This is a genomic window from Marinomonas foliarum (assembly GCF_003337275.1).
GTDB classification, from domain to species: Bacteria; Pseudomonadota; Gammaproteobacteria; order Pseudomonadales; family Marinomonadaceae; genus Marinomonas; species Marinomonas foliarum.
The window spans coordinates 18,681-44,210 of sequence record NZ_QPJQ01000019.1; the positions used below are offsets into that span (position 1 = coordinate 18,681).

Sequence of the window (25,530 nt, forward strand, 5' to 3'; positions counted from 1 at the left end):
CTTGAACGTCTTATAAATACATTCAGAAATCACAAATCACTACACTTATCCATTTGCCAAAATGCATAAATTCGACTTTTATTAGAGGCACTAAAAATAGCTAACCAACAAAACATATTACAAGGAAGTAAACAGTGACTAGACAAGAATCGTGGCGATTCCCTATAAGAATCCTTGTCACTAACATGTTTCTTCTCGCCATAATAATTACCGCTAGCATTGCGATTACGCTGCAATACAACGCTAGCAAAAAAGCCGCTGTTGATCACATGCTATCAAGTATTAACTTACTTTCTGATCATATTAGCGAAAGTGTTTCTCATCTCGACAACGATGCCAAACAAACCGTTAATCTACTTGCCGAGCTAATCAGCTCAGATTTATCCAGCACCAGCATAGAACAAAAAAGCAGTCTATTTGCTCAGTTTCTACAAAAGCGTCCCGAGCTATACAGCCTTTATATTGGTGACATACAAGAAAACTTCTTTCAGCTTATCAACCTAGATTCCGCCAAAGACACAAGACAATTAATGAAAGCACAAGCAGATGACCGCTGGGCTGCTATCGATATTTCCGGTCGAGGAGAAAACCGCTTACGCAAGACTTATTATTATTCCAGCACCTTTCACCTGAACCACCAAAAAACAGAACGCAGCGATTTTACTCCGACTAAACGGCCATGGTTTGCAGCATCCGTGCAGAATAATATTTATAAAACACCACCTTACCTTTTTGAGCACTTACAAGTATCCGGACAAACCTACGCCAAGAGAATTCGCAATACAGAACAAGTAATTGGCTTGGACATTCTGCTGTCTTCTTTATCAGACCAACTGTCCATGTCTTCTTCAAAGATTATAAATGGCCAAGAGCAAGCCTTTTTATTCAATCAAAGTGGCAACATCATTGCATCAAACACCAAACATAATGACTTAGACAAACTGACACAGTCCCAATATATACAAGATCACCTCAGCATAACCCCTAAAAAGTTAATCGATATTGCACACAATCCAAAGGCAAAACAGCCAACCCTTATCGAAAAAGAGGACTCGTCCCGATACTATGCCTTTGTCACCGCCATCGGCAATGACATACTCAACCAGCAATATATCGCTGTCGCCCTACCAAAAGAGACACTGTTTCAGCAAGCAACCAAGGAAGCGCTTCGTTCTACATTATTAAATGCCTTGGCAATGATAATCCTATTACCCATTGTCTGGCTTTTCAGTGCCCCTATCGTGCGCCCAATTCGACATTTACAGCTCGAAACAGAGAAAATCAAGCAACGTCAATTTGATGATGTGAGCTTTACTGACTCACACATTAAAGAAATTTGGCAACTGTCTAACTCCTTTGTTTCTATGACGGAAGACATTAAACAGCACGAAGCCAGCCAAAAAGAGTTTATGGAGGCATTAATACGTCTTATCGCTACCGCCATCGATGACAAATCCGCTCATACTGGCGGTCACTGCTATCGTGTTCCAGAACTTGGTCTGATGATCTCTGACGCTTTAGAAAAAGCCAAAGAAGGGCCGTATAAAGACTTTCACTTTGCCAATGATAATGAACGCTTAGAATTCCGCGTTGCTGCTTGGTTGCACGACTGCGGCAAAATCACCATGCCAGAACACATCATAGACAAAGGTTCCAAGCTGGAATGTATTTATAATCGCATTCATGAAGTTCGCATGCGCTTTGAAGTCTTATGGCGTGATGCCGAAATAGAGTATTTACGCGCCGTGCACATTGAAAAACAAGATCCAGCGGCCGCTTTAACAACATGGCAAGAAAACCAAACAAGGCTTCAAGAAGAATTTGCTTTCGTAGCCAAAGCCAACGTTGGCAGTGAATTTATGAGCGAAAAAGACCGGGAAAGAATCAAAACCATTGGCGCGCAAGAGTGGGCTCGAAATTTTAATAATCGCCTAGGATTATCTCCTGCAGAAGAAATGATGTTTGCCAAACAAGAGCAAAATAACAAGCTAGACAGCGACCAACCTAGCGCCATAGAACCCCTATTGTCAGACAAACCAGAGCACATCATTCCACGGCATAAAGAGATCAAGTTTGACGCATCGTTAGGTATCAAAATGACAATCCCCGAACACCAGTATAACCAAGGTGAAATCTACAACCTCACCATACAAAGAGGCACACTGACCACAGAAGACAGATTCAAGATCAACGAACACATGATCAGCACCATTACCATGCTAGACAGCTTGCCGTTCCCGCCAGAATTAAGTCGAGTACCGCTTTACGCCTCCACTCACCACGAAAGAATGGATGGCAAAGGTTACCCACGAAAACTCAATGCCGAACAGCTCAGCATTCCCGACAGAATCCTAATGATCGCCGATGTATTTGAAGCGCTCACCGCTGCAGATCGGCCTTATAAAAAGGCCAAGCTAATCAGCGTTGCCATCAACATCATGTTTAACATGTGCCAAGAAGGTCACCTAGATCTACAACTATTCCGCTTTTTTCTCACCAGCGGCACTTACTTAGCATACGCCGAAAAATTCTTACCCGAGAGTCAAATAGATAAAGTGGATATCACACCTTACTTAGAAGAATGACAGAGAAAACAGAAAGCTGACTGAGAACGTCAACAGAGCACAATCCTTCTTGCGCCACCTCGCTATATAACGCAATATATAACGCATCGATATTCATCCTATTTCCAAACAGGTAGATCAGGGTAAAACCATGCGATTATTTAACTCTCTCAGCATCATACTACTCAGTTTTTTGATGTTTAGCCCTTCGAGCTATGCCGAAGAAGTCCACGTTGCCGTTGCATCTAACTTCACTGCTGCCATGAAAGACATCGCCAAACAATACGAGGAAGAATCTGGAAATAAAGTTATTTTATCCTTCGGATCTTCCGGTAAGTTCTTTGCTCAAATCCAACATGGCGCACCTTTTGATGTCTTTCTATCCGCGGATCAAAACAAACCCGATGCCTTAGAAAAAGCCGGCGCCATAATCCCAAACAGTCGCTTCACCTATGCCATTGGCGCCTTGGCTTTGTGGTCGTCTAAAGCCGATTTCATCGACAACAATGCCGCTCGTTTAAAAAACGGAGATTTTAATAAACTGGCCTTAGCCAACCCAAAACTTGCGCCTTATGGTGTGGCAGCAATGGAAGTATTAAAAGGGTTAAGAGTTACAGAAAAGACACGATCAAAATGGGTAATGGGCGAAAACATCTCGCAAACCTATCAATTTGTCAGCACGGGGAATACCGACTTAGGATTCGTCGCGCTGTCACAAATAATGAGCAAAGGACACATTAAATCAGGATCAAGCTGGATCATTCCCTCGGATCGATACAGCCCAATACGCCAAGATGCCGTGCTATTGAAAAAGGCAGACAATAACGCCGCAGCAAAAGGCCTGATTGACTATCTACGCAGCGACAAAGCCCGTAACATCATTCATTCATACGGTTATAAAACGGAATAACAGCCAATATGCTTTCTGCGTCAGACCTAGAAGCCATTTGGCTAACCTTTAAAGTAGCAACCACAGTTACGGTGATTCTACTACTCATCGGAACCCCAATCGCATGGTGGCTTGCTCGTACCCGCTCACGCCTAAAAGGGCCAATCAGCGCCATCGTTGCCTTACCACTGGTGTTACCGCCAACCGTGCTAGGGTTTTATCTTCTCATCGCCATGGGTCCCAATGGCTTTATTGGTCAATTGACCCAAGAATTAGGTATAGGAACACTGCCCTTTACCTTTTGGGGATTAATCGTGGCGTCAGTATTTTATTCTCTACCCTTTGTTGTTCAGCCCATACAAAATGCCATTGAAGCCATTGGAGAACGACCATTAGAAGTGGCCGCCACCTTGCGAGCAGGAAGCTGGGATCGATTTTTCACTGTTGTTTTACCATTAGCAAAACCCGGCTTTATTACCGCCGCTATTTTGGGCTTTACGCACACGGTCGGCGAATTTGGCGTTGTCTTAATGATAGGTGGCAACATTCCCGGACAAACTCGCGTAGTATCCGTACAAATTTATGACCATGTTGAAGCCTTGGAATACGACCAAGCTCACAAGCTCGCTGCCATCATGATCATATTTTCTTTTGTGGTGTTACTCAGCCTTTATAGCTTCCAACGAAAAAACACCCTGTGGGGAGCGAAATAGCCATGCCAACCAACAAGATTGTAGGGGAAAATACAGAACAAGGCCTACACGCCAAATTTCACCTACAGCATCCAACATCTCGCTTTGCTTTAAATGTTGATCTCACGTTACCAGACAACGGCGTCACCGCTATTTTTGGGCAATCAGGTTCAGGAAAAACCACGCTATTGCGCTGTATTGCCGGATTAGAAAAAGCGCAACAAGGGCATTTTGTGATGAAGGGGGAAACATGGCAAAGCGATAGTTTTTTCCTAGCGACACACAAACGGCCATTAGGTTATGTCTTCCAAGAACCCAGCCTTTTCCCCCATTTAACCGCAAAAGGCAATTTAGATTACGCCATTAAACGCAGCGGCATTCCCTTACCCGCTGATTTATATGACCAAGTCATCGACTTAATGGGCATTGAATCCATACTAAAGAATAATTCGCAGCAGCTTTCTGGCGGTGAAAAACAACGTGTTGCTATCGCACGTGCCTTATTGATTCAACCCAAATTATTACTGATGGATGAGCCCTTAGCCTCACTGGATAATGCAAGAAAACAAGAGATTTTACCGTACCTAGAAAAGCTGAAGTCCACACTCAACACGCCCATTTTGTATGTCAGTCACTCAGTCGAAGAAGTGATGCGCCTAGCGGATCATGTTGTACTGATGGAAGATGGCGAAGTCGCCACTCAAGGACAGGTAGAAGAGGTTTTCTCACAACTAACATCACCATTGCTGTTTAATAATAACACTGGCGTCATCTGGCAAGGCCAGATTGTCGAACAAGATGAGAAATGGCACTTATCAAAAGTATCTTGTGCTGGCAGTGACTTATGGATTCGTAACAACGGCGACAGTATTGGACAACAGGTTCGAGTCAGAATACTCGCCACCGATGTGAGTCTAACGCTTACGCGCCATGAAGATTCAAGCATATTGAATCGACTGTCCGTCACCGTGCTAGATATTGTTGCCGACAAAGACCCAGCCATGGCGTTAGTCCGCTTACAGACAGAGAAAAACACGCTTATTGCAAGGCTGACCTATCTATCCGTTGATCACTTAGCATTGGTGGCAGGAAAGGTACTCTGGGCGCAGATTAAAAGTGTGGCGCTGGTCAGATAACTGAACCAGCGTCACGCGTCTTTCAGTAGAATAACGCTTGGCGCTTTGAACAAGGCGCAGGCTGCTTGCCCTACTTCCAGCTCTAGCTCTATTGCGCTTATATTCGTAATAACAGCAGACACAGACTTGCCTCCACCAATATCCAATGTCACATCCGTATTCACCGCACCAGGCAACAAACGAGAAATCGTACCGACCAGCTTATTTCGAGCGCTGGTGACCACCTTGGTATTCGTACTTAAAATCACCGAAGACGCCTTAATCAAAGCCATCACATCACTGTTCTTCTCTAACCCAAGCTGCTCAACGCTTTCCTGAGTGATCATCGCAATAATGGATTGATTAGTACCAATATCCAGCTCAACCTCAGTATTCACCGACCCAAGAGTAATATTGCTAACCGTGCCTCTAAATTGATTTCTTGCACTGGTTTTCACACTCTCACTCCTCATAAAACTCGCTACATCATTCAGGTTATGCAGCTTATCGCCTAAGCGTTCAATGAATTTTTGATGTTCATCTTGCAAAGCTTGGAAACCTAAAATCACCCTATGGCCCAACTCGGTTAACAGAGTTCCGCCACCTTGCGCGCCACCTGTAGAACGAACAACCAAAGGCTGAGCCGACATATTATTCATCGCATCAATACGATCCCAAGCGGTTTTATAACTGATCCCCACCTGCTTCGCCGCCTTAGAAATAGAACCACACGCATCAATCGCCGCCAACAACTCGATCTGCGCCGACGCAAAAGGTTTATGCTGCTCGGTTAACAGGAAAACCTCTCCCTTCAACCCAGCCAACGCTGTTTTCTTATCCGTCATAAAAACCTGTGTGCTAATCGCATCTAAAATCTTACTAACCAGTTTATATTAAAGACAATTTTAATACCCATGGTATTAAAAAACATCATCAGATAAACCAACGAGAAGAAGTAAAAAACTTAATGTCGAGAAAGCATTAATGACATATCAGTCGATATGAAAGTGAGGGTAATGGCTTACACAGTTTAGTGTAGGCCATCTATTAGAACACCCAAAAATCGTAGGCAATAAAAAAGCCCCTAGAAGTTAGCGTTAACTAACCCTCTAGAGGCTTATTTTATATGGTGGGCCTGCCCAGACTTGAACTGGGGACCTGCCGATTATGAGTCGGATGCTCTAACCAACTGAGCTACAGGCCCTAAAAGCGTTGCAGATTATAGCGATATGCTTGCCTCTTGCCAAGAAGTCGATGCAATTTATGTGTAATAAATTTTCGAAAGTGGTTGATAAACAGGCTGTTTTTCAATCAACCACTTGCCTAGCCCTTTTGTTTTCTGCCTTTTCGCGCTTTCGATTTATCGCTACAAGCAAATTTAAACTCGTTCAAAAGCGTACCTTATTTCGGTATAGGTCACTTTGGTCTTAATCGCTTCTAAGGCAATTAGGTGCAGTAGCTGTTCACGAGTAGTACAAGCATCGGGCAAGATGCTGACTTGATAAGGATCAGCGGCATCAGAAATGGCGGTATGAGTTACGCAGTTTTGCGTCATCATGCCGCAGATAACCAAGCGGTCGACTTCCAGTTCTTCTAGCAGTTGCGTTAGGTTTGTCTCTTGAAACGCATCGGCATGTGCTTTTGTTACGATAGGTGCATCTGGTGCGGCGTCTAGAATCGTTTGGTGTATTTTCACCCCTTCGCTGCCTTCAGCAAATAACGGTGATTCGCTTGCAGCCACATGTTGCACAAGTATCACAGCTGCATCTTGCTCTTTCGCGGATTGAATGGCATTAAGTATTTCTTTTAGGGCTTCATCGGCATTCCATAGAGGAAAGCTACCATTAGCGAAGTAGTCGTTTTGTGGATCAATCACTAATAATGCAGTGCGGCTCATAAATTGGCTCCTATTAAACAAAGTATTGGCAAGCACAGTCGTCGTGCAAAAACCTCTATCTAGAATCGCAAAACTATGGATTCCATTACAGTGTCAAATTTGACATATTAGAGGCCTAAAATGACAAACAGGTGATTCCTTGAAACATTATCAAATCGCTGTACTTGCTTATCCTCATTGTCTCTTGTCGGCGGTTTATGGTTTTGCTGAAACATTCGAGCTAGCCAATGAAGCCTGCAAAGAAATAGGTTTGGAAATTCGTATCACTACGCATATTTTACACGAGGCAGACTTAAAGAAAGACTTGGACACGCAATCTCACTATCACGCAGTCTTGTTGCCGCCTAGCTTACATAAAGCCAGTTACAGCGAGAAAAATGTCAGCATCAATGATTTTTTAATCGCACAACATCAACAAGGCGCCATGCTTTGTAGCGCCTGCGCTGGGGCGTTTTTCTTAGCTTACACTGGTCTTACCGACAAACGCTTAATGACAACACACTGGGCGCTAGAAGGCCTATTTAAGGAACGCTTCCCTCAGCAAGCCATAGATACTTCGAAGATATTGATTAACCAAGGCGATGTGATAAGCGCCGGTGGCATGATGTCTTGGATGGATTTGGCGCTGGAATTAGTACAAGCTCTCACCAATGCTCGCATCGTTCGTCAGCTAGGCAAAACCTTGGTAATTGATACAGGCAACAGAGAACAGCGCTATTATCAGCAGTTCCAGCCAAATTTCGACCATGGCGATGCGGCGATTCTGGCGGTTCAACATCATTTACAAGGCCATTTTGCCGAACTGCAACGCACTGAAAGCATGGCCGCTCTCGCTAAATTAACGCCGAGAACCTTTTTAAGACGCTTCGCTAAATGCACTGGATTCAACCCAAATGAATATTTGCAGCGTATCCGTATTCAAACGACTTGCGATGTCTTAGAACAAACAACGCTGCCGTTCGAGAGCATCGCCCTGCAAGTAGGATATGAAGATGTTGGCAGTTGCCGTAAAGCCTTTCAAAAGATTATGGGGTTAACGCCCAGCGCCTTTCGCCAGCGTTTTGTATCGTAAGTAAATCATAATCTAATCAAGGATTAGCTAAAGCAAAACCACTGGATGATTTTGCTTTTTATTAATCATTACTATGGAATCGACGCAACTCAATCAACAATAAACAAGGTTGCACCATCAGAAGTAGAAGAGCGATGTGGTTCGGCATCATCAGCCACTTGGTAACTCATACCTGCGGATAACACAAAAGTGCGACCGTCTTTTAATACGGTTTTTAACTCGCCACTCATGCAAAAAAGAATATGCCCTTTGGTACACCAATGATCCGCCAAATACCCAGCAGAATAAGTCACTATTCGAACTCGAATTTCACCAAATTGTTTGGTCTGCCAATAGGCGAATCCACTTTCGCCTTTGTGGGTCGTTTTTTCGACGCCTTGCCAATCGGTAATGCCAAAGGGTAAATCTGTAATCTTCATAAAAACGCCTTAAAATCCTTCTATTTACAAGACAATGCCGCTTCATTTGAGCGGCATAACATGAGATGTAGTAAGCGTTAGCAGAAGATTAAGGTCAAGTACTATCTTGAATGTTAAGCAATCTCTATTTGGTAACAAAACGTCTCTGCTGCACCATGCGAAATTCGGTATTCCAAGGGCGTTTTATCATAGCCATAAGCCACTCGTTCAATGACGGCTACAGGGCTGTTTTCAGTAGTTTTGAGTGCTTCAGCAATACGCGTATTTGCAGATTTAATCGTTAAGGTTTCTTTCGCTGAAGCAATAAGCTGCCCGCATTGTTGTTCATAAAATGGGTATAGCAAATTACCAAACTCAGATAGTTCTAAATCAATCAGGCTGGTAAAAAGTGATGCGGGCAGCCAAATCTCTTCCGTTAATACCACTCGATCTTCCAAGAAGCGTAAACGCTCAAGGCAAATAGCCTCGTCATTTCCTCCTATCTTTAGTGCTTCGGTAGCATATTGCGGTGGCTTTTTGAGAGTCCTAGACAGCAGTTGGCTTTTGGGCATAACAAAGCGCCCATCAGAAGACATTTGACGGAAAAAGCGAAATAACGAAGCATTAAAGTCTGGACGACGAACAAAAGTACCACGCCCCTGGCTACGATAGAGCAAACCATCATTAACTAAGGTATCAACGGCCTTTCGAATAGTACCGATAGCGACGCCATAAATTTTCGTCAGCTCATTTTCTGTAGGAATTGGATTATCCGGCAGCCAATTCCCAGCACTAATATTTTCTAGCAGTTCATCACGCACACGCTGATAAAGCGGTAATCGATGATCGTGACCAGGCTTAAAGAGCGACATTTTACTCCCTCACTTTTAAAGAAAGTCATTCTAATGCCCGCACAGCAAAGCTGTCTACGATTGTTGACTTATTAACCATAAATACATAAATACATATATTCATATATATGAATTACATAAATATACATTTACTTTACTGTAAATTGATTTGATGCATGTACATAAAGGTCTCTTGATGATTTCGGACACAAAAAAAACAATAAAAGGCATAGATACTCATGCGCATATTTTTCGCACTGATTTGCCTATGACTGCTGAACGCAGGTACGCGCCAGACTATAATGCGCTGCCTGAAGACTTCTTAACGCATTTAGTAGGTCATCGTATTTCTCATGGTGTATTGGTTCAGCCCAGTTTTTTAGGAACTGACAACAGCTTTATGGTGCGAGCATTGCGTCAACACCCTGAAAAACTAAAAGGCATTGCTGTTGTTGATCCCACTATTAGCGATAGTGAATTGGATGCGTTAGATGCTAATGGAGTGGTTGGTATTCGCCTCAACTTAATTAAAAAGCCGTTAGAGAATTACACATCTCCCCTATGGCAAACCTTCTTAAGCAAATTGGCACAACGTAAATGGGTCGTGGAGATCCAGCGCGAAATCGACGATTTAGCAACTTTTCTGCCTGCAATTCTAGAATCTGGTGTCGAAGTGGTCATTGATCATTTTGCTCGTACAAATGAAGGAATTGACCCATCTAACTCAGCTCACCAAGACTTTTTAGATTTATTGAGCAGTGGCGCGCCAGTCTGGACAAAAGTGTCGGCGGCTTACCGCTGCAATGCTGACATAGAGCAAGCAAAAGAAATGCTAGCAACCCTGCGTTCGGCCTATGGTCATTCAGATTACTTTTTATGGGGCAGTGATTGGCCAAATACGCAATTTGAAGCGCAAACAGACTACACAAGTCAATATAACTTCATGGAAGCGCTACTACCCAACATGGATGAACGGGACAAAATTCTAATTTCGAACCCAAGCAAATTGTTTAAATTCCAACCTTAGATAAAAACAAAGAAGAGAAATAATCATGATGAGTTCACTTGTTGTAGGAGCGATCCTTCTTTCCATTATTTTAGGGTACAAAACCCGTATAAATATTGGTCTTTTCGCTATCGCTTTCGCCTATTTAATCGGCAGCTTTGCGCTTGGACTAAGCCCTAATGACATTATCAAAATGTGGCCATTGAAGATCTTCTTCATCATTTTTTCGGTGTCCTTGTTTTACAGTTTTGCCATTATCAATGGTACGTTAGAAAAGCTCGCCGAGCATCTTATGTATCGTTGCCGCCGCTTTCCTCATTTGTTGCCATACGCCATTTACATCACGACGACTATCATTTCAGCACTTGGAGCAGGCTACTACACAGTTTTAGCTTTTATGGCACCTATCACGCTATTGCTTTGCCAACGTACAGGCATGAGCATGGTAATTGGTTCTATGTCGGTTGGTTACGGCGCATTAACTGGCGCGAATTTCATGTCTAGCCAAAGCGGCATTATCTTCCGCGGTATAATGGCCAGCGCTGGAGTTACCGAAAACCAAGCCTTCATCAACTCTATTGGCATTTTCTTAAGCACGGCTATTATTCCTTTAATTGTGATTACCGCATTGGTGTTTTTCACTAAACACCGTGCTAATGTCGCCAAAAATGACTTCCAAGTAGAACGCCCTACGCCATTCAATAAAGAGCAAGCACAAACCTTAACTCTCACTCTTATCATGATGGGCTTAGTACTACTTGCTCCCATTTCACATCTTCTATTACCTGATAATGAGACGATTAGCTTTATTAATTCCAAGATGAACATAGGCCTAATCGCCAGCGTGTTCTCTGTCATCGCTTTATTATTGAAACTTGGAGACGAGCGAAAAGCCATTGCCTCAGTGCCTTGGTCGACGCTTATTATGATCTGTGGCGTAGGTATGTTGATTTCGGTAGCGATAAAAGCCGGTACAATAAATGACCTTGCCTCTTGGATTGGTACTTCAATCCCAGCTGCGCTAGTACCCGTTGTATTCGGTATTGTTGCTGCTTTCATGTCCCTTTTTGCCAGTACATTGGGCGTGGTTACGCCAGCGCTTTTCCCAATCGTACCGTCAATTGCACAAAGTCTGTCATTGGATCCGATGATGCTATTCATCTGTATCGTAGTCGGTGCTCAGGCCACAGCTATATCGCCTTTCTCTTCTGGAGGAAGTTTGATTCTAGGGGCTTGCCCAACAGAAGAAAGTCGAACGAAACTGTTCCCTCAACTTCTGTTTCGCGCTGCCCCACTGGGCTTTGCTGCGGCCCTACTCTTTAATTTGCTAATCACTTTTGTCTTTTAGCGAACCCTAAACCTCTTTGGGCGTAGTCATCACTAAGGTGCTGCGCCCTTTTTTTATATGGAGATACACGCATGACTCTTTCATTGCGCGCTCGGATCCTGAGCGTCAGCATTCTCGCTGTCGTCATAACGACGACTTACCTTGTCACTGAAACAACCTTGTCCCTCACTCAGCAAATGCGTGATTCTTTATTAAAAGATATTCGCCACTTTTCCAGTGCCTATGGCGACAATACTAGTGAGTGGTTGAATAGCCGAAAAGTCATTGCGGCCTCTCTTGCGAGCACATTAGAACGAGCACCTGATCAATCACCTTATATTGCCATTAAACAAGCTTATGACAGTGGCCAATTTGCCTTAACTTATTTCGGCAATAATGACGGTAAGATGTACCGTCAAGATCCAGCATTAGACGCCAAGCGACCTGATTACGATCCACGCAAAAAAAGCTGGTACACAGAAGCCATGAGCATTGGTAAAGCCAGCATCCTCGGTCCAAATCTAAGTTCCACCACAAAAGAACTGGTTATTATCTTAACTAATCCTGTGACTAAAAATGGCCAAAAATTCGGTATGGTTGGTGCAAACCTAAGTTTGGATCAATTATCTAAACAGGTAGCAGAACTTGATATTCCAGGTTCTGGCTCTGTCATGATGGTGGCATCCAACAACGATATTATTGCCCATGCAGACAAAGACATGGTGATGCAAAAAGCCGAGTCTATATCTCCAATTTTCACACCTAAGTTGTTATCCAACCTAGTCAAAGAAGATAAATTGGCTGAAGAAACACTGAATGGCAAAGACGTTTTTGCCTACGCTCAAGCCATTCCAGGAACAGATTGGTCTTTAGTATTCACTATGGATAAAAGCGAACTTATGGCACCGGTTTACAAGGTCTTAGTTCGTCAAATAACAACCGCTGTTATTTTGTTAGTGGTGTTTATCTGCTTATTGTACTGGCTATTTAAAGTACTCTTTAGCGACCTAACTCGTGTCTCCAAAGCCTTGCAAGATATATCTAAGGGCAAAGGCGATTTACGCGCTCGCATTGAAGTAAAACGTGACGATGAAATCGGTGTATTGGCCCAAGGTTTTAATGACTTTGTTAGCCACATGCACGGCGTTGTTGAACGTCTAAAAGTACTTTCTAAAGACGTTGCGGATGAAGCACAGAACGTATCAAACTCTTCAACACAGAGTGCTTCCCGTGTTGCCACACAGCAACAAGAAATCGATATGGTTGCTTCCGCAGTTACTGAAATGGCGGCAGCAACTCACGAAATCGCGGGCAATGCAGAACAAACTGCCAAAGCGGCTAGCCACTCGGTGGAACTTGGTCAAAAAGGCAGTACACAAGTACAAAAGAGCCGTAACTCTACTTACCAGTTGGCCAACGAAGTGAGCCTTGCTACTGAGCAAATTTCTGCTTTGGATCACCATGCACAGCAAATCAGCGGTATTTTATCGACCATTACAGGCATCGCAGAGCAAACCAACTTACTCGCACTAAACGCAGCTATAGAAGCCGCTCGTGCAGGAGAACATGGTCGTGGTTTTGCAGTGGTAGCCGACGAAGTTCGCACGCTTTCTCAACGCACTCATTCTTCTACAGAAGAAATTCAAAAGATGATTGAATTGTTACAAGAGCAAACATCAAAAGCCGTTACTTCGATGCAAAACAGCAGCAGTAAAGCGCAAACCAGTGTGGCCGATGCGGATGCAGCAACAGAAAGCCTTGAAGAGATTGCTAATGCCATCATCAGCATTGCAGACATGGCAACACAAATTGCTACCGCTGCAGAAGAGCAAACTGCAGTAACTAATGAGATCAGCCAAAACAGCGAAATCATTCGTCAAGTGGCCGCCGATTTAGCAGATGAAAGCAAAATTGGTGTTGAGCAATCTAAACGACTTAGCCAACTTGCCAAGCAAGTTGATACCGAAGTTGGCCAGTTCCAGATCTAATTTAACAACGCTCATTCATCAGCTAAAAAAAGCCCCGCTGGCAAAACCAGCGGGGCTTTTTCATTGCAACAAAAAAACGACAATCGACACTGTCAGCCGCTTTCTGAAACAAGAGTTTTCTCAAAATTTAAGCAAAAAAAAGTGATGGCTCATAAATGAGACATCACCAAAAAAAAGGGAAGTACAGAATGAATCTTTAGCGATTTAAAGAATCATCACCCTTAAAAAAGGGCTACTGCCTCAACCTATAAAGCAGAAAAAACACAAAATAGCATAGAGAACAGATTCGTTGTCGAGCGGATAAAGTCTTATCAAACTCGCGAAAATTCAAAAGCGTTGAAAACTGTCATTACATGGAGTAAATAGAAAAATCTAAGATCTAGCTGCCTTCAAGATGTGGTCATGATAAGAAGAAATTTGGCGCGAAACAATGCTTCAAAGACATCATGAACATTCTTGTCTCGTTCAAGCCTTTTGACGTAAATTCATGACAATTTGCAATAAACTGTCATAAAAATATAAAAAAAGATTACATAAAGCATATCTATCATTCTTTATGTAACCACCGAATCTGCCCCCCTTTTTTACTTATTTCAAAGACTGGATATCCGTCAAAACCCACGCACTGTTATGCTGGGTAAAACCAATTTTAGGATAATAATCTACCGCCTGAGGAGCAGACAAAAGGATCAAAGAACACTTTGGCTGTAAGGCTTCTTTTGTCATTCGTACCAAGGTTTTACCAATCCCTGATGCCTGTACGGTTTCATCTACCGCCAAGTCCGATAAATAACAGCAAAAAGCAAAATCCGTCACCGAGCGAGACACCCCCACCAAAGCTTCACCCTGCCATGCCGTAATCAACAAGTTGGCATTTGCTAACATCGCATTCACTGTCTCTATATTATCAATAGGACGACGCGCACCGAGTGTGGTTTTCGACAGCAGCTCAATAAACTGAGCCGCCGTAATAGCCTGATTTACCTTGTATGTAATAGCCAGTTCAGTGGATTGTTCAATGGACATAATGCGGACTCCTTTAACGTTAGCTAGAGCTGTGGCGAAGTTATCATTTAGCATTTTTTCGTATAAACAATCCATTTTAAATTGGTTTTGTTCGCACAAGTGTTTACTTAACCTTTCCTTGTCTTTAACACCTCAGGCCAACCCCATTTCACCAAGGAAAACAGAAAATGACCTTTAAAAAGCGACTCAGTTTATTGCCTTTTATTATTAGTGCTGCCGTGACTAGCCAACAACTCATAGCAAAAGACATCACCTTGCTCAATGTATCTTATGACCCAACACGGGAGCTTTATCAGGCGCTTAACCCGCTGTTTATCGACTATTGGAAGCTGCGCACTGGTGACGACGTCACGATCAAACAATCCCATGGTGGCGCAGGCAAACAAGCCCGTGCGGTGATTGATGGTTTGCAAGCCGATGTAGTGACGTTAGCCTTGGCCTACGACATCGACGCGATTGCCGAAAAAACTGGCAACATAGATTCAAATTGGGAGGAAAAACTCCCCAACAACAGCGCGCCTTATACATCGACCATTGTTTTCTTGGTTCGAAAAGGCAATCCTAAAAACATCAAAGACTGGGACGATCTAGTCAAACCTGACATCCAAGTCATCACACCGAACCCGAAATCCTCTGGCGGGGCTCGTTGGAATTATTTAGCGGCTTGGGGTTATGCAGAAGAAAAATACGGCAGCAAAGAAAAAGCCAAAGACTATATTAAGCAGCTGTTTAACAATGTCCCTGTATTGGACAGCGGTGCCCGAGGCGCCACCAATACCTTTGTCCAACGCGGCATAGGCGATGTCTTGCTAGCATGGGAAAATGAAGCCTTTCTTGCCATTAATGAACTAGGCCCAGACCAATTTGAAATTGTCGTGCCTTCTGTGTCTATTTTGGCGGAACCGCCCGTTACCGTGGTGGATAAAATCGCTGAAAAGCACGGTACAACAGACGTGGCTGAAGCTTATCTAGCTTATTTATATTCACCAGAAGGTCAACGCTTAGCGGCAAAACACTATTATAGACCTGTACTGCCAGCACTTGCTGACCCTGCAGATGTAGCACGTTTTCCAAACGTTAGAACGTTTACCATTAAAGAAAAATTCGGCAACTGGCAGCACGCACAGGAAACGCATTTTAGTGATGGTGGAGAATTCGACCAAATCTATACGGTTAAATAAAGCATTACACCAAATAAACCGAGTGCATTTCTACTGCGCTCGGTTTTTTACTCGCCTTCTTATATCATTTTTCCTCATAAGCTTCCCATTTATTCTTAGTTCTTCTGCATAAGCCCTGTCCATACACTACAGACTTTCGATATTCTGGAGTCAGTAATGAACACGCTTCGTCAATTTTCGGTGTTACCCGGATTTGGGTTATCTCTGGGTTACACTCTAATCTATTTATCGTTAATTGTGCTGGTACCCATCAGTGCTGTTTTTGTTTTCACTAGCCAACTAAGTCTGTCTGAGTATTGGCAAGTGGTCACCTCTCCACGCGTCATGGCCTCTTATCAGTTGTCATTTGGAGCCTCATTGCTCGCGGCGGGTATTAATGCAATCTTTGGTGTTCTACTAGCTTGGTGCTTGGTTCGCTATTCTTTTCCTGGGAAAAAAATTGTTGATGCATTAATTGATTTACCTTTCGCTTTACCTACCGCAGTTGCTGGTATCGCCTTAACCGCTTTATACGCACAAAACGGTTGGCTTGGGCAAATCATCGAAGGGTATTTTGGCATTAAGGTGGCTTTTACGCCTATTGGTATTTTGATTGCGTTGGTGTTTATCGGCCTGCCTTTTGTGGTGCGAACCGTACAACCCGTGTTGGAAGAAATTGATACCGAACTGGAAGAAGCCGCTACAAGTCTAGGCGCGAGTCGTTGGCAAGCTTGTCGTTATGTGGTTTTACCTGTTTTGCTACCCGCCATCATGACGGGCTTTGCCCTAGCTTTTGCCCGTGCGGTGGGCGAATACGGCTCGGTTATTTTTATTGCCGGTAATATCCCCATGGTATCTGAAATCACACCGTTAATGATCATCAGCAAACTAGAACAATACGACTACACAGGCGCGACGGCCATCGCTTCCGTCATGTTGATCGTCTCATTCATTTTATTGCTACTGATTAACCTATTGCAGTCATGGGCAGCTAAGCTGACAGGAAGGAACGCCTAAATGAGCACACTTGCTATACAAACTAACGCGTCACAAACAACTCGCTTTGAGAAAAATACCGCAACACGAGAGCCCAACTGGGTAAAATATTTACTCTTAGGAATCTCATTAAGTTTCTTTGCGCTGTTTTTGTTATTGCCATTAATTGCTGTCTTCACCGAAGCCTTACGCAAAGGATTAGAAACCTATTGGCTCGCGTTTACCGATGCCGATGCCCTGTCCGCTATTGCTCTAACACTAACCGCCGCGCTGATATCTGTGCCGCTAAATCTGATTTTTGGTGTTGCTGCCGCATGGGCCATCACAAAATTTGAGTTCAAAGGTAAACAGATTTTAATCACCTTTATTGATCTGCCTTTTTCCATCTCGCCAGTCATTGTTGGCTTAAGTTTGGTACTGGTATTTGGTGTTCATGGCTGGTTTGGCGAATGGTTAGTCGCCAACGACATTAAAGTGATTTTTGCCTTACCAGGTATTGTTCTAGCGACCATTTTTGTGACCTTTCCATTTGTCGCACGGGAACTGATCCCACTCATGCAAGCACAAGGCAAAGAGGAAGAAGAAGCGTCCATTGTACTGGGTGCAAAAGGCTGGCAAACCTTTTGGTACGTGACCTTACCGAATATCAAATGGGGCCTTTTGTATGGCGTGATTCTCTGTAACGCCAGAGCCATGGGCGAGTTCGGCGCGGTATCGGTTGTGTCTGGTCATATTCGTGGCGAAACCAACACCCTGCCCTTGCATGTGGAAATTCTTTACAACGAGTACAACTTCTCGGCAGCCTTTGCTGTGGCGTCTTTATTGGCTTTATTGGCCCTACTGACCTTGGTCATCAAAAGCTATGTCGAACATAAAATAAGCAAGAAATCGAACGCATAATAGGTGATATATGAGCATTAACGTAAAAAACATACACAAGCAATTTGGCGAGTTTACCGCTCTTGACAATATATCACTGGATTTTCCATCAGGGGAACTAGTGGCGCTACTTGGCCCATCGGGCTGCGGAAAAACCACGTTGTTACGAATCATTGCCGGATTAGAGCAGGCCGATCATGGTGACATTATTTTAGATGGCGAAAACGCCTCAAACACGCATGTTAGAGATCGTCAGGTCGGCTTTGTTTTTCAGCATTACGCCCTATTCAAGCACATGACAATTTTCGACAATGTTGCTTTTGGTTTGAGAATGAAACCCAAAGCACAACGTCCATCTGAGTCAAAAATCAGAGAAAAAGTATTCAGCTTATTGCAGCTTGTGCAATTAGATTGGTTGGCAGATCGATTTCCTGCACAACTCTCTGGCGGCCAGCGTCAGCGTATCGCCTTGGCCAGAGCTTTAGCGGTCGAACCACGTGTTTTGTTACTGGATGAACCCTTTGGCGCCTTAGATGCAAAAGTACGAAAAGAGCTACGCCGTTGGTTGCGCAAACTCCATGACGAGCTGCATATCACCTCTATTTTTGTCACGCACGATCAAGAAGAAGCACTAGAAGTCGCCGACCGAGTAGTATTAATGGATCACGGCAAAGTAGAACAAGTCGGCACACCAGAAGCAGTTTATAATCACCCTCAAACGCCGTTTGTCTACAGCTTCTTAGGTTCAGTTAACGTGTTTCATGGCCGCGCAGAACAAGAGTATTTAAAGGTTGGCAGTGAACAATTACGTCACCATAATGAGTCTTACGGTCATGCCAAAGAGGTGTTTGCCTTTGCCAGACCCCATGAATTAAAAATCGTCGATAATAGCCATCACGAAGGCGTGTCCGCACGAATAAGCCGTATATTATCCTTTGGTATCGAAACCAAGGTAGAGCTAGACGGCCTCAATGAAAATTCGGGGCAACATTACGAGGTACATTTGTCTCAACAACAACGAGAAGCTCAATCATTACTCGTCGGACAGGAAATCAAGCTGGTGCCATCCACCTTAGCGCTTTTTCCTCGAGAAGCAGTAGCCCTACAACCCAGCGAAAAAGAAGGATAATAACCGGTGAACTTTCAGCAATTGCGTATTTTGCGAGAAACCGTCAGACAGGATTTCAATCTGACGGAGGCGGCTAACCACCTTTTCACGTCGCAGTCCGGTGTGTCTAAACACATCAAAGATTTAGAAGACGAGCTAGGGGTTGAACTGTTTGTTAGAAAAGGCAAACGGCTGCTCGGACTCACCGAGCCGGGCAAAGAATTAATCAAAATTGCCGAGCGGATTTTGTTGGATGCAAACAACATCAAAAACCTAGCCGACCACTATCGCGACAACGACAGTGGCGAACTCACCATCGCCACTACTCACACTCAGGCGCGATACATCCTGCCAGCAGTAATCACCTTGTTCAAACAAAGGTACCCAAAAGTCCATTTGAAGTTACATCAAGGTAGTCCAAGTGAAATTGCCAAGCTGCTACTCGCTGGCGAAGCCGACATTGGCATTGCCACAGAGACACTGGGTGACATCGCCGAATTGGCAAGCTTCCCTTATTATCAATGGACGCACACCGTCGTCGTGCCCAAGGATCACCCATTGAATCAGCATCCTCAACCGCTGACATTAAAAGCCATCAACGCCTATCCGATAGTGACCTATCACGATGGATTCACTGGCCGAGCCAATATCGAAAAAGCCTTTCGGAATGCGGGAGAAAAACCGAATATCGACATGTCGGCCTTGGATGCGGACGTCATCAAATCGTATGTGGAATTGGGCATGGGCGTGGGAATTATTGCGTCCGTCGCCTACGATGAAAAACGTGACACAGATCTGGTTATCTTACCGTCACAACATTTATTCGACCCCAGCTGGAGTAAAATCGGCTTACGCCGAGGACATTATTTACGCCAATACGCCTACGACTTTATCCATTTATGTGCCAACAACTTAACCGCTGATGTTATAAATAAAGAAATAAAACCAGAATAATATTTATTTCACTAAAACTACTCTAAATCGAATGCTTCGATATAGAGTAGTTTGGCAGTAATAATCAAAATACTATATTCGCTAACCACCTTATATTTTATAGATCAATTACCTTCTCCCTCTCTCAAATAAAAAATACTGATAAGCATTGCATTTTTTCTTAGTTTGGCTTCATTACAACTATTGCTACATTAACTATACGCCAGCGACATACACAGCAACGACGTTATGAATACGATATACCGTAATCATTTATGTTGTTTTTGAAGCGCATCGCATAAAACATTATGCAATCAAAAAAGCGTGAATATCATTAATTTAGCGTCAGCAAAAATGATAAAACCATATCTATACATAATGCAGAGCATTGACTCGCAAAAAAGGAGTTTTCTATGACAATCAAAGCAATTAACGCTCGCAATCAATTTCAAGGTACTGTCACTCAAATTAAACGCGGTGATGTGGTGTCTGAAGTAGAAGTGGATATTGGTAATGGCCTAATCACTTCTATCGTTTCGACGACTTCAATTGACAATCTCAGTTTAAAACCAGGCAGCCCTGTCATTGCTTTATTCAAGTCAACCGAAGTTGCTCTAGCAAGTTTTGTTCCGGCATAACAAAAGCAATAAGAGTTCAGAAGGATATACGCTAATGAATACATTAATCGTCCCAGGTTATCACGGTAGCGACAAAGACCACTGGCAAACATGGCTAGAGCAACAAATTCCAAGTGCCAAACGCGTTTCAGGTATTGATTGGGAACAACCTATCATTCACAAGTGGGCTGATGCCATTGTGCATGAACTGAATGCTAGCATTCATAAAACCGTAATCGTTGCTCATAGCTTTGGCTGCTTAGCAAGTGCCATGGCCATTGCCAAGAGACCAGAGAAAGTCGCAGGCGTTATATTAGTCGCGCCTGCTGACCCTCAGCGATTTAGTGTATTCGGAGCTCGTCAACCAGACTTTACAGATCTGCCTAGTATCGCTGGACACTTACCAGATCACTCACTAAAGACAACAGGCATTCTTATCGGCAGTCGTGATGACCCTTGGATGGAGCTTCAACATGCCTATGCTTGGTCAAAGCGTTGGGATTTAATTTTTCACGACGCAGGTAATGCAGGACACATAAACGTAGAGTCCGGATTTGGTCCTTGGCCATTGATTAAGTTAATAACCGACTCTTTGCGTATAAATGTAGAGAAAAAAAGATCGTGGCATCCAGCAGAAGTGATTGCAGCGCATAAATCAAAATCTGTTGTATCCCCGCTTTTACACTTAATCAGCCACATCTTTTGTATGCATAAGTATCAACAATACAACCACTAACAAGGAGCAAAAAATGACCATAAGATTAAACGACACCGCCCCCGATTTTGAGCAAGACTCAACCGAAGGTCGAATCCAATTTCATGAGTGGCTAGGGAATCAATGGGGAATTCTATTTTCTCACCCAGCAGACTTCACCCCCGTATGCACAACGGAACTGGGGTTAACGGCAAAATTGAAAGACGAATTTGCTAAACGCAACACTAAAGCTATTGCCCTATCAGTTGATTCAATAGCGTCACATTTACGTTGGATTAGTGACATTGATGAAACCCAAAATACCAAAGTAAATTTTCCGATCTTGGCGGACGAAGATCGTAAAGTATCTGAGCTTTATGACATGATTCATCCGAACGCTAATGCCACGACAACGGTTCGTTCCTTGTTCATTATCGATCCTCAAAAGAAGGTACGTTTAATTATTACCTATCCCGCGAGTACTGGACGTAACTTCAACGAAGTGCTTCGAGTACTGGATTCGTTACAACTAACCGACAACGAAAAAGTGGCTACACCGGGGAATTGGCAGAAGGGTGACGATGTAGTGATTTTACCTTCATTACAAGACGAAGATGAATTGAAACAACGCTTCCCTCAAGGTTACCGTGCCGTGAAACCATACCTTCGTCTGACCAAGGTGAAAGGATGACTTCCTTCTTATTATTCATTTTGGCCTCTTAGGAGGTCTTTTTTTTGCAATTATAGGTAAACAAGTATGGATAATACAGACTACAACACATCTTTGGACAGAGGTCTTCATCATTCAGAACAGTACAGTAGCAGTGTTATTACGTTCAGCAATGTATTGGCCTATAAAACAAGCATTCGTGCCTCAGCACTGGTTTTTCAAGACAAATCATCGCGCCAGTTATGCCGGTTTATTGAACGGATAGCGCCAAGTAATGCCACCGTCCTGATTCGTGGAGAAACAGGAACTGGTAAAGAATTGGTCGCACGGGAAATACATCGCCTAAGCAACCGCGCTGACAAGCCATTCGTGGCTATTAACTGTGGTGCCATTGCTGAATCATTAATAGACAGTGAATTATTTGGACATGAAAAAGGCGCGTTTACCGGCGCTACAAGCCAAAAAAAAGGTTGGTTTGAAGCAGCCAATCATGGCACATTATTTCTCGATGAAATTGGTGACTTACCATTAGCTGACCAAGTTAAACTCTTACGTGTCCTACAGGAACAAGAAATTGTCCGAGTGGGAAGCCGTGACTCTATTCATATTGATGTCCGTATTATTGCCGCAACGAACGTTGCATTACATAGAGCGGTTGAAAATGGTCGTTTTAGAAAAGATCTTTTTTACCGATTAAATGTTGCGCCCGTTGAGCTGCTTCCTCTATGCAAACGCCAAGGTGATATTTTACCGCTGGTTAGTCATTTCATTGATCGCTATGCAAAGCAACTCGGCATGCCTAAGCCTTTACTGTCGAATCATAGCCGTGAAAAACTACTGCATTATTCTTGGCCAGGCAATATAAGAGAACTTGAGAATGTCATTCATCGGGCATTACTGGTCATGAACAAAAATACCATAGAAGAAAATGATCTTAATTTGCCTGATTTTTTTCATTATGAAGAAGTGAGCGAAACAACTCCTACCTTACCCAAAAACATATCAAACGAAAAAAAACATAAAACCGAAAATAATGATCTTCTTTTAGAATTCATAAAAAACGAAGTCAGTTCTGGAAATAAAATATCACTTAACCAGATAGAAAAACAACTAGTAAAATTTGCTTATGAGCATTGCCACTACAATCAAATCCGAACAGGTGAATTTCTTGGCTTAACGAGAAATGTCATTCGTTATAAATTAAAGAAATATGGTTTTATTTCCTAAAAAATATCGATCTATTTATAAAAAATATAATAACTCTATCTCTCTTAAAAAAATAAGCATTCCATAATTTGTTATTTATCAGACAATAAAAAAACCGCTATTCTCTTTTCATCAAACATTATCAAGAAAGGAGTTAGTTATGACAAAGAAAATAAAATTAGGCGCATTCTTACCAGGTGGCGGTCAGCATATTGCATCATGGAGACATCCTGATCAGCCTGCTGATGGCGCAACCAGTTTTGAGTTTCACAAACAACTAGCATTAACAGCGGAAAGAGGCCTGTTTGATGCGTATTTTTTGGCTGATGGTTTAGCGGTGTCTCTTGGTGGCGTTACGGAAGGCGGTTTTGCAAAAGTGGCAGGATTTGAGCCTGTAACTCTTTTCTCTGCGCTGGCGCCGCTTACAACACACCTTGGCTTTATTGCGACGGCTTCTACCACTTATGAGGAACCATACAACTTAGCCAGAAAGTTTGCTTCGTTGGACCTAATCTCAGCAGGAAGAGCAGGCTGGAATGTAGTAACAACTGCAACAGAAGCGGCCGCACATAATTTTAACTTAGAGCAACAACACCCCCATGCCTTCCGATATGAACGGGCAAAAGAACATGTCTCCGTGGTGAAAAAACTGTGGGAAAGCTTCGAAGACGATGCCTTTATTCGTGACAAAGAATCTGGTGTGTTTTATGACTCACAAAAAGTACATTTAACCGAACATCAGGGCGAGCATTTTAAAGTGAAAGGACCGCTTAATATTCCTCGCTCCCCACAAGGCCATCCCGTTATTGTCCAGGCAGGACAATCCGATGATGGACGAGCTTTAGCGGCTGAAACAGCCGAAGTCATTTTTACTGCTCAGCAGCATCTTTCTACCGCACAAGAATTTTATCGAGACATTAAAAGCCGTGCAAAAGCATTAGGAAGAAACCCAGATCATATTTTGGTTATGCCAGGTGTCGCTCCATTTATCGGTCGTACTGAACAGGAAGCTCAGGAAAAATACCAACAACTGACCTCCTTGATTCTAGAGTCAGACGGTATCTCTCTATTAAATGGACTAACAGGAGGAACGCTAGATTTAAGTAACTACGACCTTGATGGCCCGTTACCAGAAGCGCCTCTCACTGAAGGCATGAAGTCGCGCCAAGCCTTACTGCGTCAAATTGCCGATGAGCACAACTTCACCATCCGTGAACTTTATCAATGGGTTGCCACCGCTCGTGGCCACTACACCATTGTCGGAACAGCTGAGCAGGTCGCAGACAAACTACAAGAGTGGTTTGAAAATGATGCGGCTGATGGATTTAATATTTTGCCACCTTATCTGCCAACGGGGCTTGAGGACTTTGTGGACCTGGTGATCCCTGAATTACAAAAGCGAGGCTTGTTTCGCACCGCCTATGAGTCCAGTACATTAAGAGAGAATTTGGGGCTACCTTTTCCTGTTAATAGCCATACTCGAATCAAATCAAAAGCTGAGCAAGAAGCTTGATTCAGGAGGAAATTACCATGTCTACTGCAATAAAAAATACCGTACGATTACGGTGGTATAAGACAGGAACGTTAGCCGCTCAAAATGGTCTCTGGCGTCATCGTATCCTAAACTTTTTGGCCGTTTATGGACTGCTGATTGTGTTCTTTTCTAGCTGGCAAATCGCCAGCACCCAAGGCTGGATAAATTCAGCTGTCATTCCGCCACTTGACAGAATTCTGTCTGCATTGTGGCTTGGGATTACCTCTGGAGCACTGTTGGATGACATCGCCATCAGTCTCCAAAGAGCAGGCATTGCTTTTCTCGCATCAGCAGGAATTGGAATCCCCTTAGGGCTCATTATGGGTAGAATTCGCCCATTGGAACGTGCGCTGGATCCTATTCTGCAATTATTCAGACAGACTTCGGCCTTGGCGCTTTATCCCATTTTCATTCTTCTGCTGGGATTGGGGGAAGCTTCTAAAGTCTTCGTTATTTTCTGGGCTGCATTGTTTCCAGTACTGCTAGCAACAATAGGGGGAGTCAAGGAAGTTGACGCTAAGCTGCTCGAAATGGCTCGCACCTATGGTGCCTCTCCCCTGACGATATTTCGTCGAGTGGTACTGCCTGCATCCATTCCATCCATTTTCGTTGGGTTACGTATTTCAGCGACCACCGCACTGCTACTTTTAATTGCAGCGGAAATGATTGGAGCCAATAAAGGTATGGGCTTTCAAGTTATGAACGCACAATATAATTTTCAAATTCCAATGATGTATGCCGCTATTTTTCTGCTCGCCTTCTGGGGAATTTTAGCCAATCTGATACTTGTCAAATTACAACGTAGATTATGTCGCTGGAGTGCATAACTAGGATAAAAGACAGACTTCAGGGCTAGCTCAAAAAATTAACACGCGATTAAACATACATAAAATTCACCTACTTTTTTA

General features: G+C 43.4%; 24 protein-coding genes and 1 tRNA gene. 19 read left to right on the forward strand and 6 right to left on the reverse strand.

Annotated features, from left to right (window positions below; all coding sequences use genetic code 11):
• Positions 1-134 precede the first annotated feature (134 nt).
• The 4 genes from DFP77_RS10945 to modC all read left to right on the forward strand — a co-directional run bounded on the left by DFP77_RS10945 (position 135) and on the right by modC (position 5,281).
• Positions 135-2,585: an HD domain-containing phosphohydrolase gene (locus DFP77_RS10945; RefSeq protein WP_220235535.1), complete on the forward strand. Its 2,451-nt coding sequence runs from the start codon at positions 135-137 to the stop codon at positions 2,583-2,585.
• Between the two features lie 130 nt (positions 2,586-2,715).
• A complete protein-coding gene (gene modA / locus DFP77_RS10950) occupies positions 2,716-3,474 on the forward strand; it encodes a molybdate ABC transporter substrate-binding protein (protein ID WP_114412329.1) in 759 nt (252 codons plus the stop codon).
• Between the two features lie 8 nt (positions 3,475-3,482).
• Entirely contained in the window at positions 3,483-4,166 is a 684-nt protein-coding gene (gene modB / locus DFP77_RS10955; RefSeq protein ID WP_114412330.1) for a molybdate ABC transporter permease subunit, read from the forward strand.
• A 2-nt stretch (positions 4,167-4,168) separates the two neighbouring features.
• Positions 4,169-5,281, forward strand: coding sequence for a molybdenum ABC transporter ATP-binding protein (modC, locus tag DFP77_RS10960; RefSeq protein ID WP_114412331.1), 1,113 nt, complete (start codon positions 4,169-4,171; stop codon positions 5,279-5,281).
• Between the two features lie 11 nt (positions 5,282-5,292).
• Here the strand turns inward: modC and DFP77_RS10965 are convergent, their stop codons facing one another.
• From DFP77_RS10965 to DFP77_RS10975, 3 genes are all read right to left on the reverse strand, one after another.
• Complete coding sequence (locus DFP77_RS10965; protein WP_114412332.1) at positions 5,293-6,105, reverse strand: TOBE domain-containing protein; 813 nt, start codon at positions 6,103-6,105, stop codon at positions 5,293-5,295.
• Between the two features lie 282 nt (positions 6,106-6,387).
• A tRNA-Ile gene (locus tag DFP77_RS10970) sits at positions 6,388-6,464 on the reverse strand.
• 174 nt (positions 6,465-6,638) lie between these two features.
• Positions 6,639-7,157, reverse strand: a complete 519-nt coding sequence (locus DFP77_RS10975) for an isochorismatase family protein (protein WP_114412333.1) — start codon at positions 7,155-7,157, stop codon at positions 6,639-6,641.
• Between the two features lie 139 nt (positions 7,158-7,296).
• Between DFP77_RS10975 and DFP77_RS10980 the strand changes: the two genes are divergently transcribed.
• Positions 7,297-8,229 (forward strand): GlxA family transcriptional regulator, encoded by a 933-nt coding sequence (locus DFP77_RS10980; RefSeq protein ID WP_114412334.1) that lies wholly within the window; start codon positions 7,297-7,299, stop codon positions 8,227-8,229.
• Between the two features lie 89 nt (positions 8,230-8,318).
• Here the strand turns inward: DFP77_RS10980 and DFP77_RS10985 are convergent, their stop codons facing one another.
• Positions 8,319-8,648 carry a DHCW motif cupin fold protein gene (locus DFP77_RS10985; protein WP_114412335.1) on the reverse strand — a complete coding sequence of 110 codons (330 nt, stop codon included), beginning with the start codon at positions 8,646-8,648 and terminating at the stop codon, positions 8,319-8,321.
• Positions 8,649-8,761: 113 nt separating this feature from the next.
• A complete protein-coding gene (locus DFP77_RS10990; protein ID WP_114412336.1) occupies positions 8,762-9,499 on the reverse strand; it encodes a GntR family transcriptional regulator in 738 nt (245 codons plus the stop codon).
• Positions 9,500-9,674: 175 nt separating this feature from the next.
• Between DFP77_RS10990 and DFP77_RS10995 the strand changes: the two genes are divergently transcribed.
• The 3 genes from DFP77_RS10995 to DFP77_RS11005 all read left to right on the forward strand — a co-directional run bounded on the left by DFP77_RS10995 (position 9,675) and on the right by DFP77_RS11005 (position 13,799).
• Positions 9,675-10,505: an amidohydrolase family protein gene (locus DFP77_RS10995; protein WP_114412337.1), complete on the forward strand. Its 831-nt coding sequence runs from the start codon at positions 9,675-9,677 to the stop codon at positions 10,503-10,505.
• 25 nt (positions 10,506-10,530) lie between these two features.
• The gene (locus DFP77_RS11000) at positions 10,531-11,832 is read left to right on the forward strand and encodes an SLC13 family permease (protein ID WP_114412338.1); all 1,302 of its coding nucleotides are present in this window, start codon (positions 10,531-10,533) and stop codon (positions 11,830-11,832) included.
• Between the two features lie 71 nt (positions 11,833-11,903).
• Positions 11,904-13,799 (forward strand): methyl-accepting chemotaxis protein, encoded by a 1,896-nt coding sequence (locus tag DFP77_RS11005; RefSeq protein WP_114412339.1) that lies wholly within the window; start codon positions 11,904-11,906, stop codon positions 13,797-13,799.
• Between the two features lie 588 nt (positions 13,800-14,387).
• Here the strand turns inward: DFP77_RS11005 and DFP77_RS11010 are convergent.
• On the reverse strand, positions 14,388-14,825 hold the full coding sequence (locus DFP77_RS11010) for a GNAT family N-acetyltransferase (protein ID WP_181858535.1): 438 nt from the start codon (positions 14,823-14,825) through the stop codon (positions 14,388-14,390).
• A gap of 167 nt (positions 14,826-14,992) precedes the next feature.
• Between DFP77_RS11010 and DFP77_RS11015 the strand changes: the two genes are divergently transcribed.
• The 11 genes from DFP77_RS11015 (at position 14,993) to DFP77_RS11065 (ending at position 25,449) form a co-directional block, all read left to right on the forward strand.
• A complete protein-coding gene (locus DFP77_RS11015) occupies positions 14,993-16,006 on the forward strand; it encodes a sulfate ABC transporter substrate-binding protein (RefSeq protein ID WP_114412340.1) in 1,014 nt (337 codons plus the stop codon).
• 156 nt (positions 16,007-16,162) lie between these two features.
• On the forward strand, positions 16,163-17,002 hold the full coding sequence (gene cysT / locus DFP77_RS11020) for a sulfate ABC transporter permease subunit CysT (protein ID WP_114412341.1): 840 nt from the start codon (positions 16,163-16,165) through the stop codon (positions 17,000-17,002).
• Entirely contained in the window at positions 17,003-17,881 is an 879-nt protein-coding gene (cysW, locus tag DFP77_RS11025; protein WP_114412342.1) for a sulfate ABC transporter permease subunit CysW, read from the forward strand.
• Between the two features lie 10 nt (positions 17,882-17,891).
• Positions 17,892-18,989 carry a sulfate/molybdate ABC transporter ATP-binding protein gene (locus DFP77_RS11030; RefSeq protein WP_114412343.1) on the forward strand — a complete coding sequence of 366 codons (1,098 nt, stop codon included), beginning with the start codon at positions 17,892-17,894 and terminating at the stop codon, positions 18,987-18,989.
• 6 nt (positions 18,990-18,995) lie between these two features.
• On the forward strand, positions 18,996-19,922 hold the full coding sequence (locus DFP77_RS11035) for a CysB family HTH-type transcriptional regulator (protein ID WP_114412344.1): 927 nt from the start codon (positions 18,996-18,998) through the stop codon (positions 19,920-19,922).
• 392 nt (positions 19,923-20,314) lie between these two features.
• On the forward strand, positions 20,315-20,539 hold the full coding sequence (locus DFP77_RS11040; RefSeq protein WP_114412345.1) for a TOBE domain-containing protein: 225 nt from the start codon (positions 20,315-20,317) through the stop codon (positions 20,537-20,539).
• Between the two features lie 34 nt (positions 20,540-20,573).
• A complete protein-coding gene (locus tag DFP77_RS11045; RefSeq protein WP_114412346.1) occupies positions 20,574-21,254 on the forward strand; it encodes an RBBP9/YdeN family alpha/beta hydrolase in 681 nt (226 codons plus the stop codon).
• Between the two features lie 13 nt (positions 21,255-21,267).
• On the forward strand, positions 21,268-21,903 hold the full coding sequence (locus tag DFP77_RS11050) for a peroxiredoxin (RefSeq protein WP_114412347.1): 636 nt from the start codon (positions 21,268-21,270) through the stop codon (positions 21,901-21,903).
• 66 nt (positions 21,904-21,969) lie between these two features.
• Positions 21,970-23,109 (forward strand): sigma-54 interaction domain-containing protein, encoded by a 1,140-nt coding sequence (locus DFP77_RS11055; RefSeq protein ID WP_114412348.1) that lies wholly within the window; start codon positions 21,970-21,972, stop codon positions 23,107-23,109.
• A 139-nt stretch (positions 23,110-23,248) separates the two neighbouring features.
• A complete protein-coding gene (locus DFP77_RS11060; protein ID WP_114412349.1) occupies positions 23,249-24,601 on the forward strand; it encodes an LLM class flavin-dependent oxidoreductase in 1,353 nt (450 codons plus the stop codon).
• Between the two features lie 17 nt (positions 24,602-24,618).
• Positions 24,619-25,449 carry an ABC transporter permease gene (locus tag DFP77_RS11065; RefSeq protein ID WP_114412350.1) on the forward strand — a complete coding sequence of 277 codons (831 nt, stop codon included), beginning with the start codon at positions 24,619-24,621 and terminating at the stop codon, positions 25,447-25,449.
• Positions 25,450-25,530: the final 81 nt, after the last annotated feature.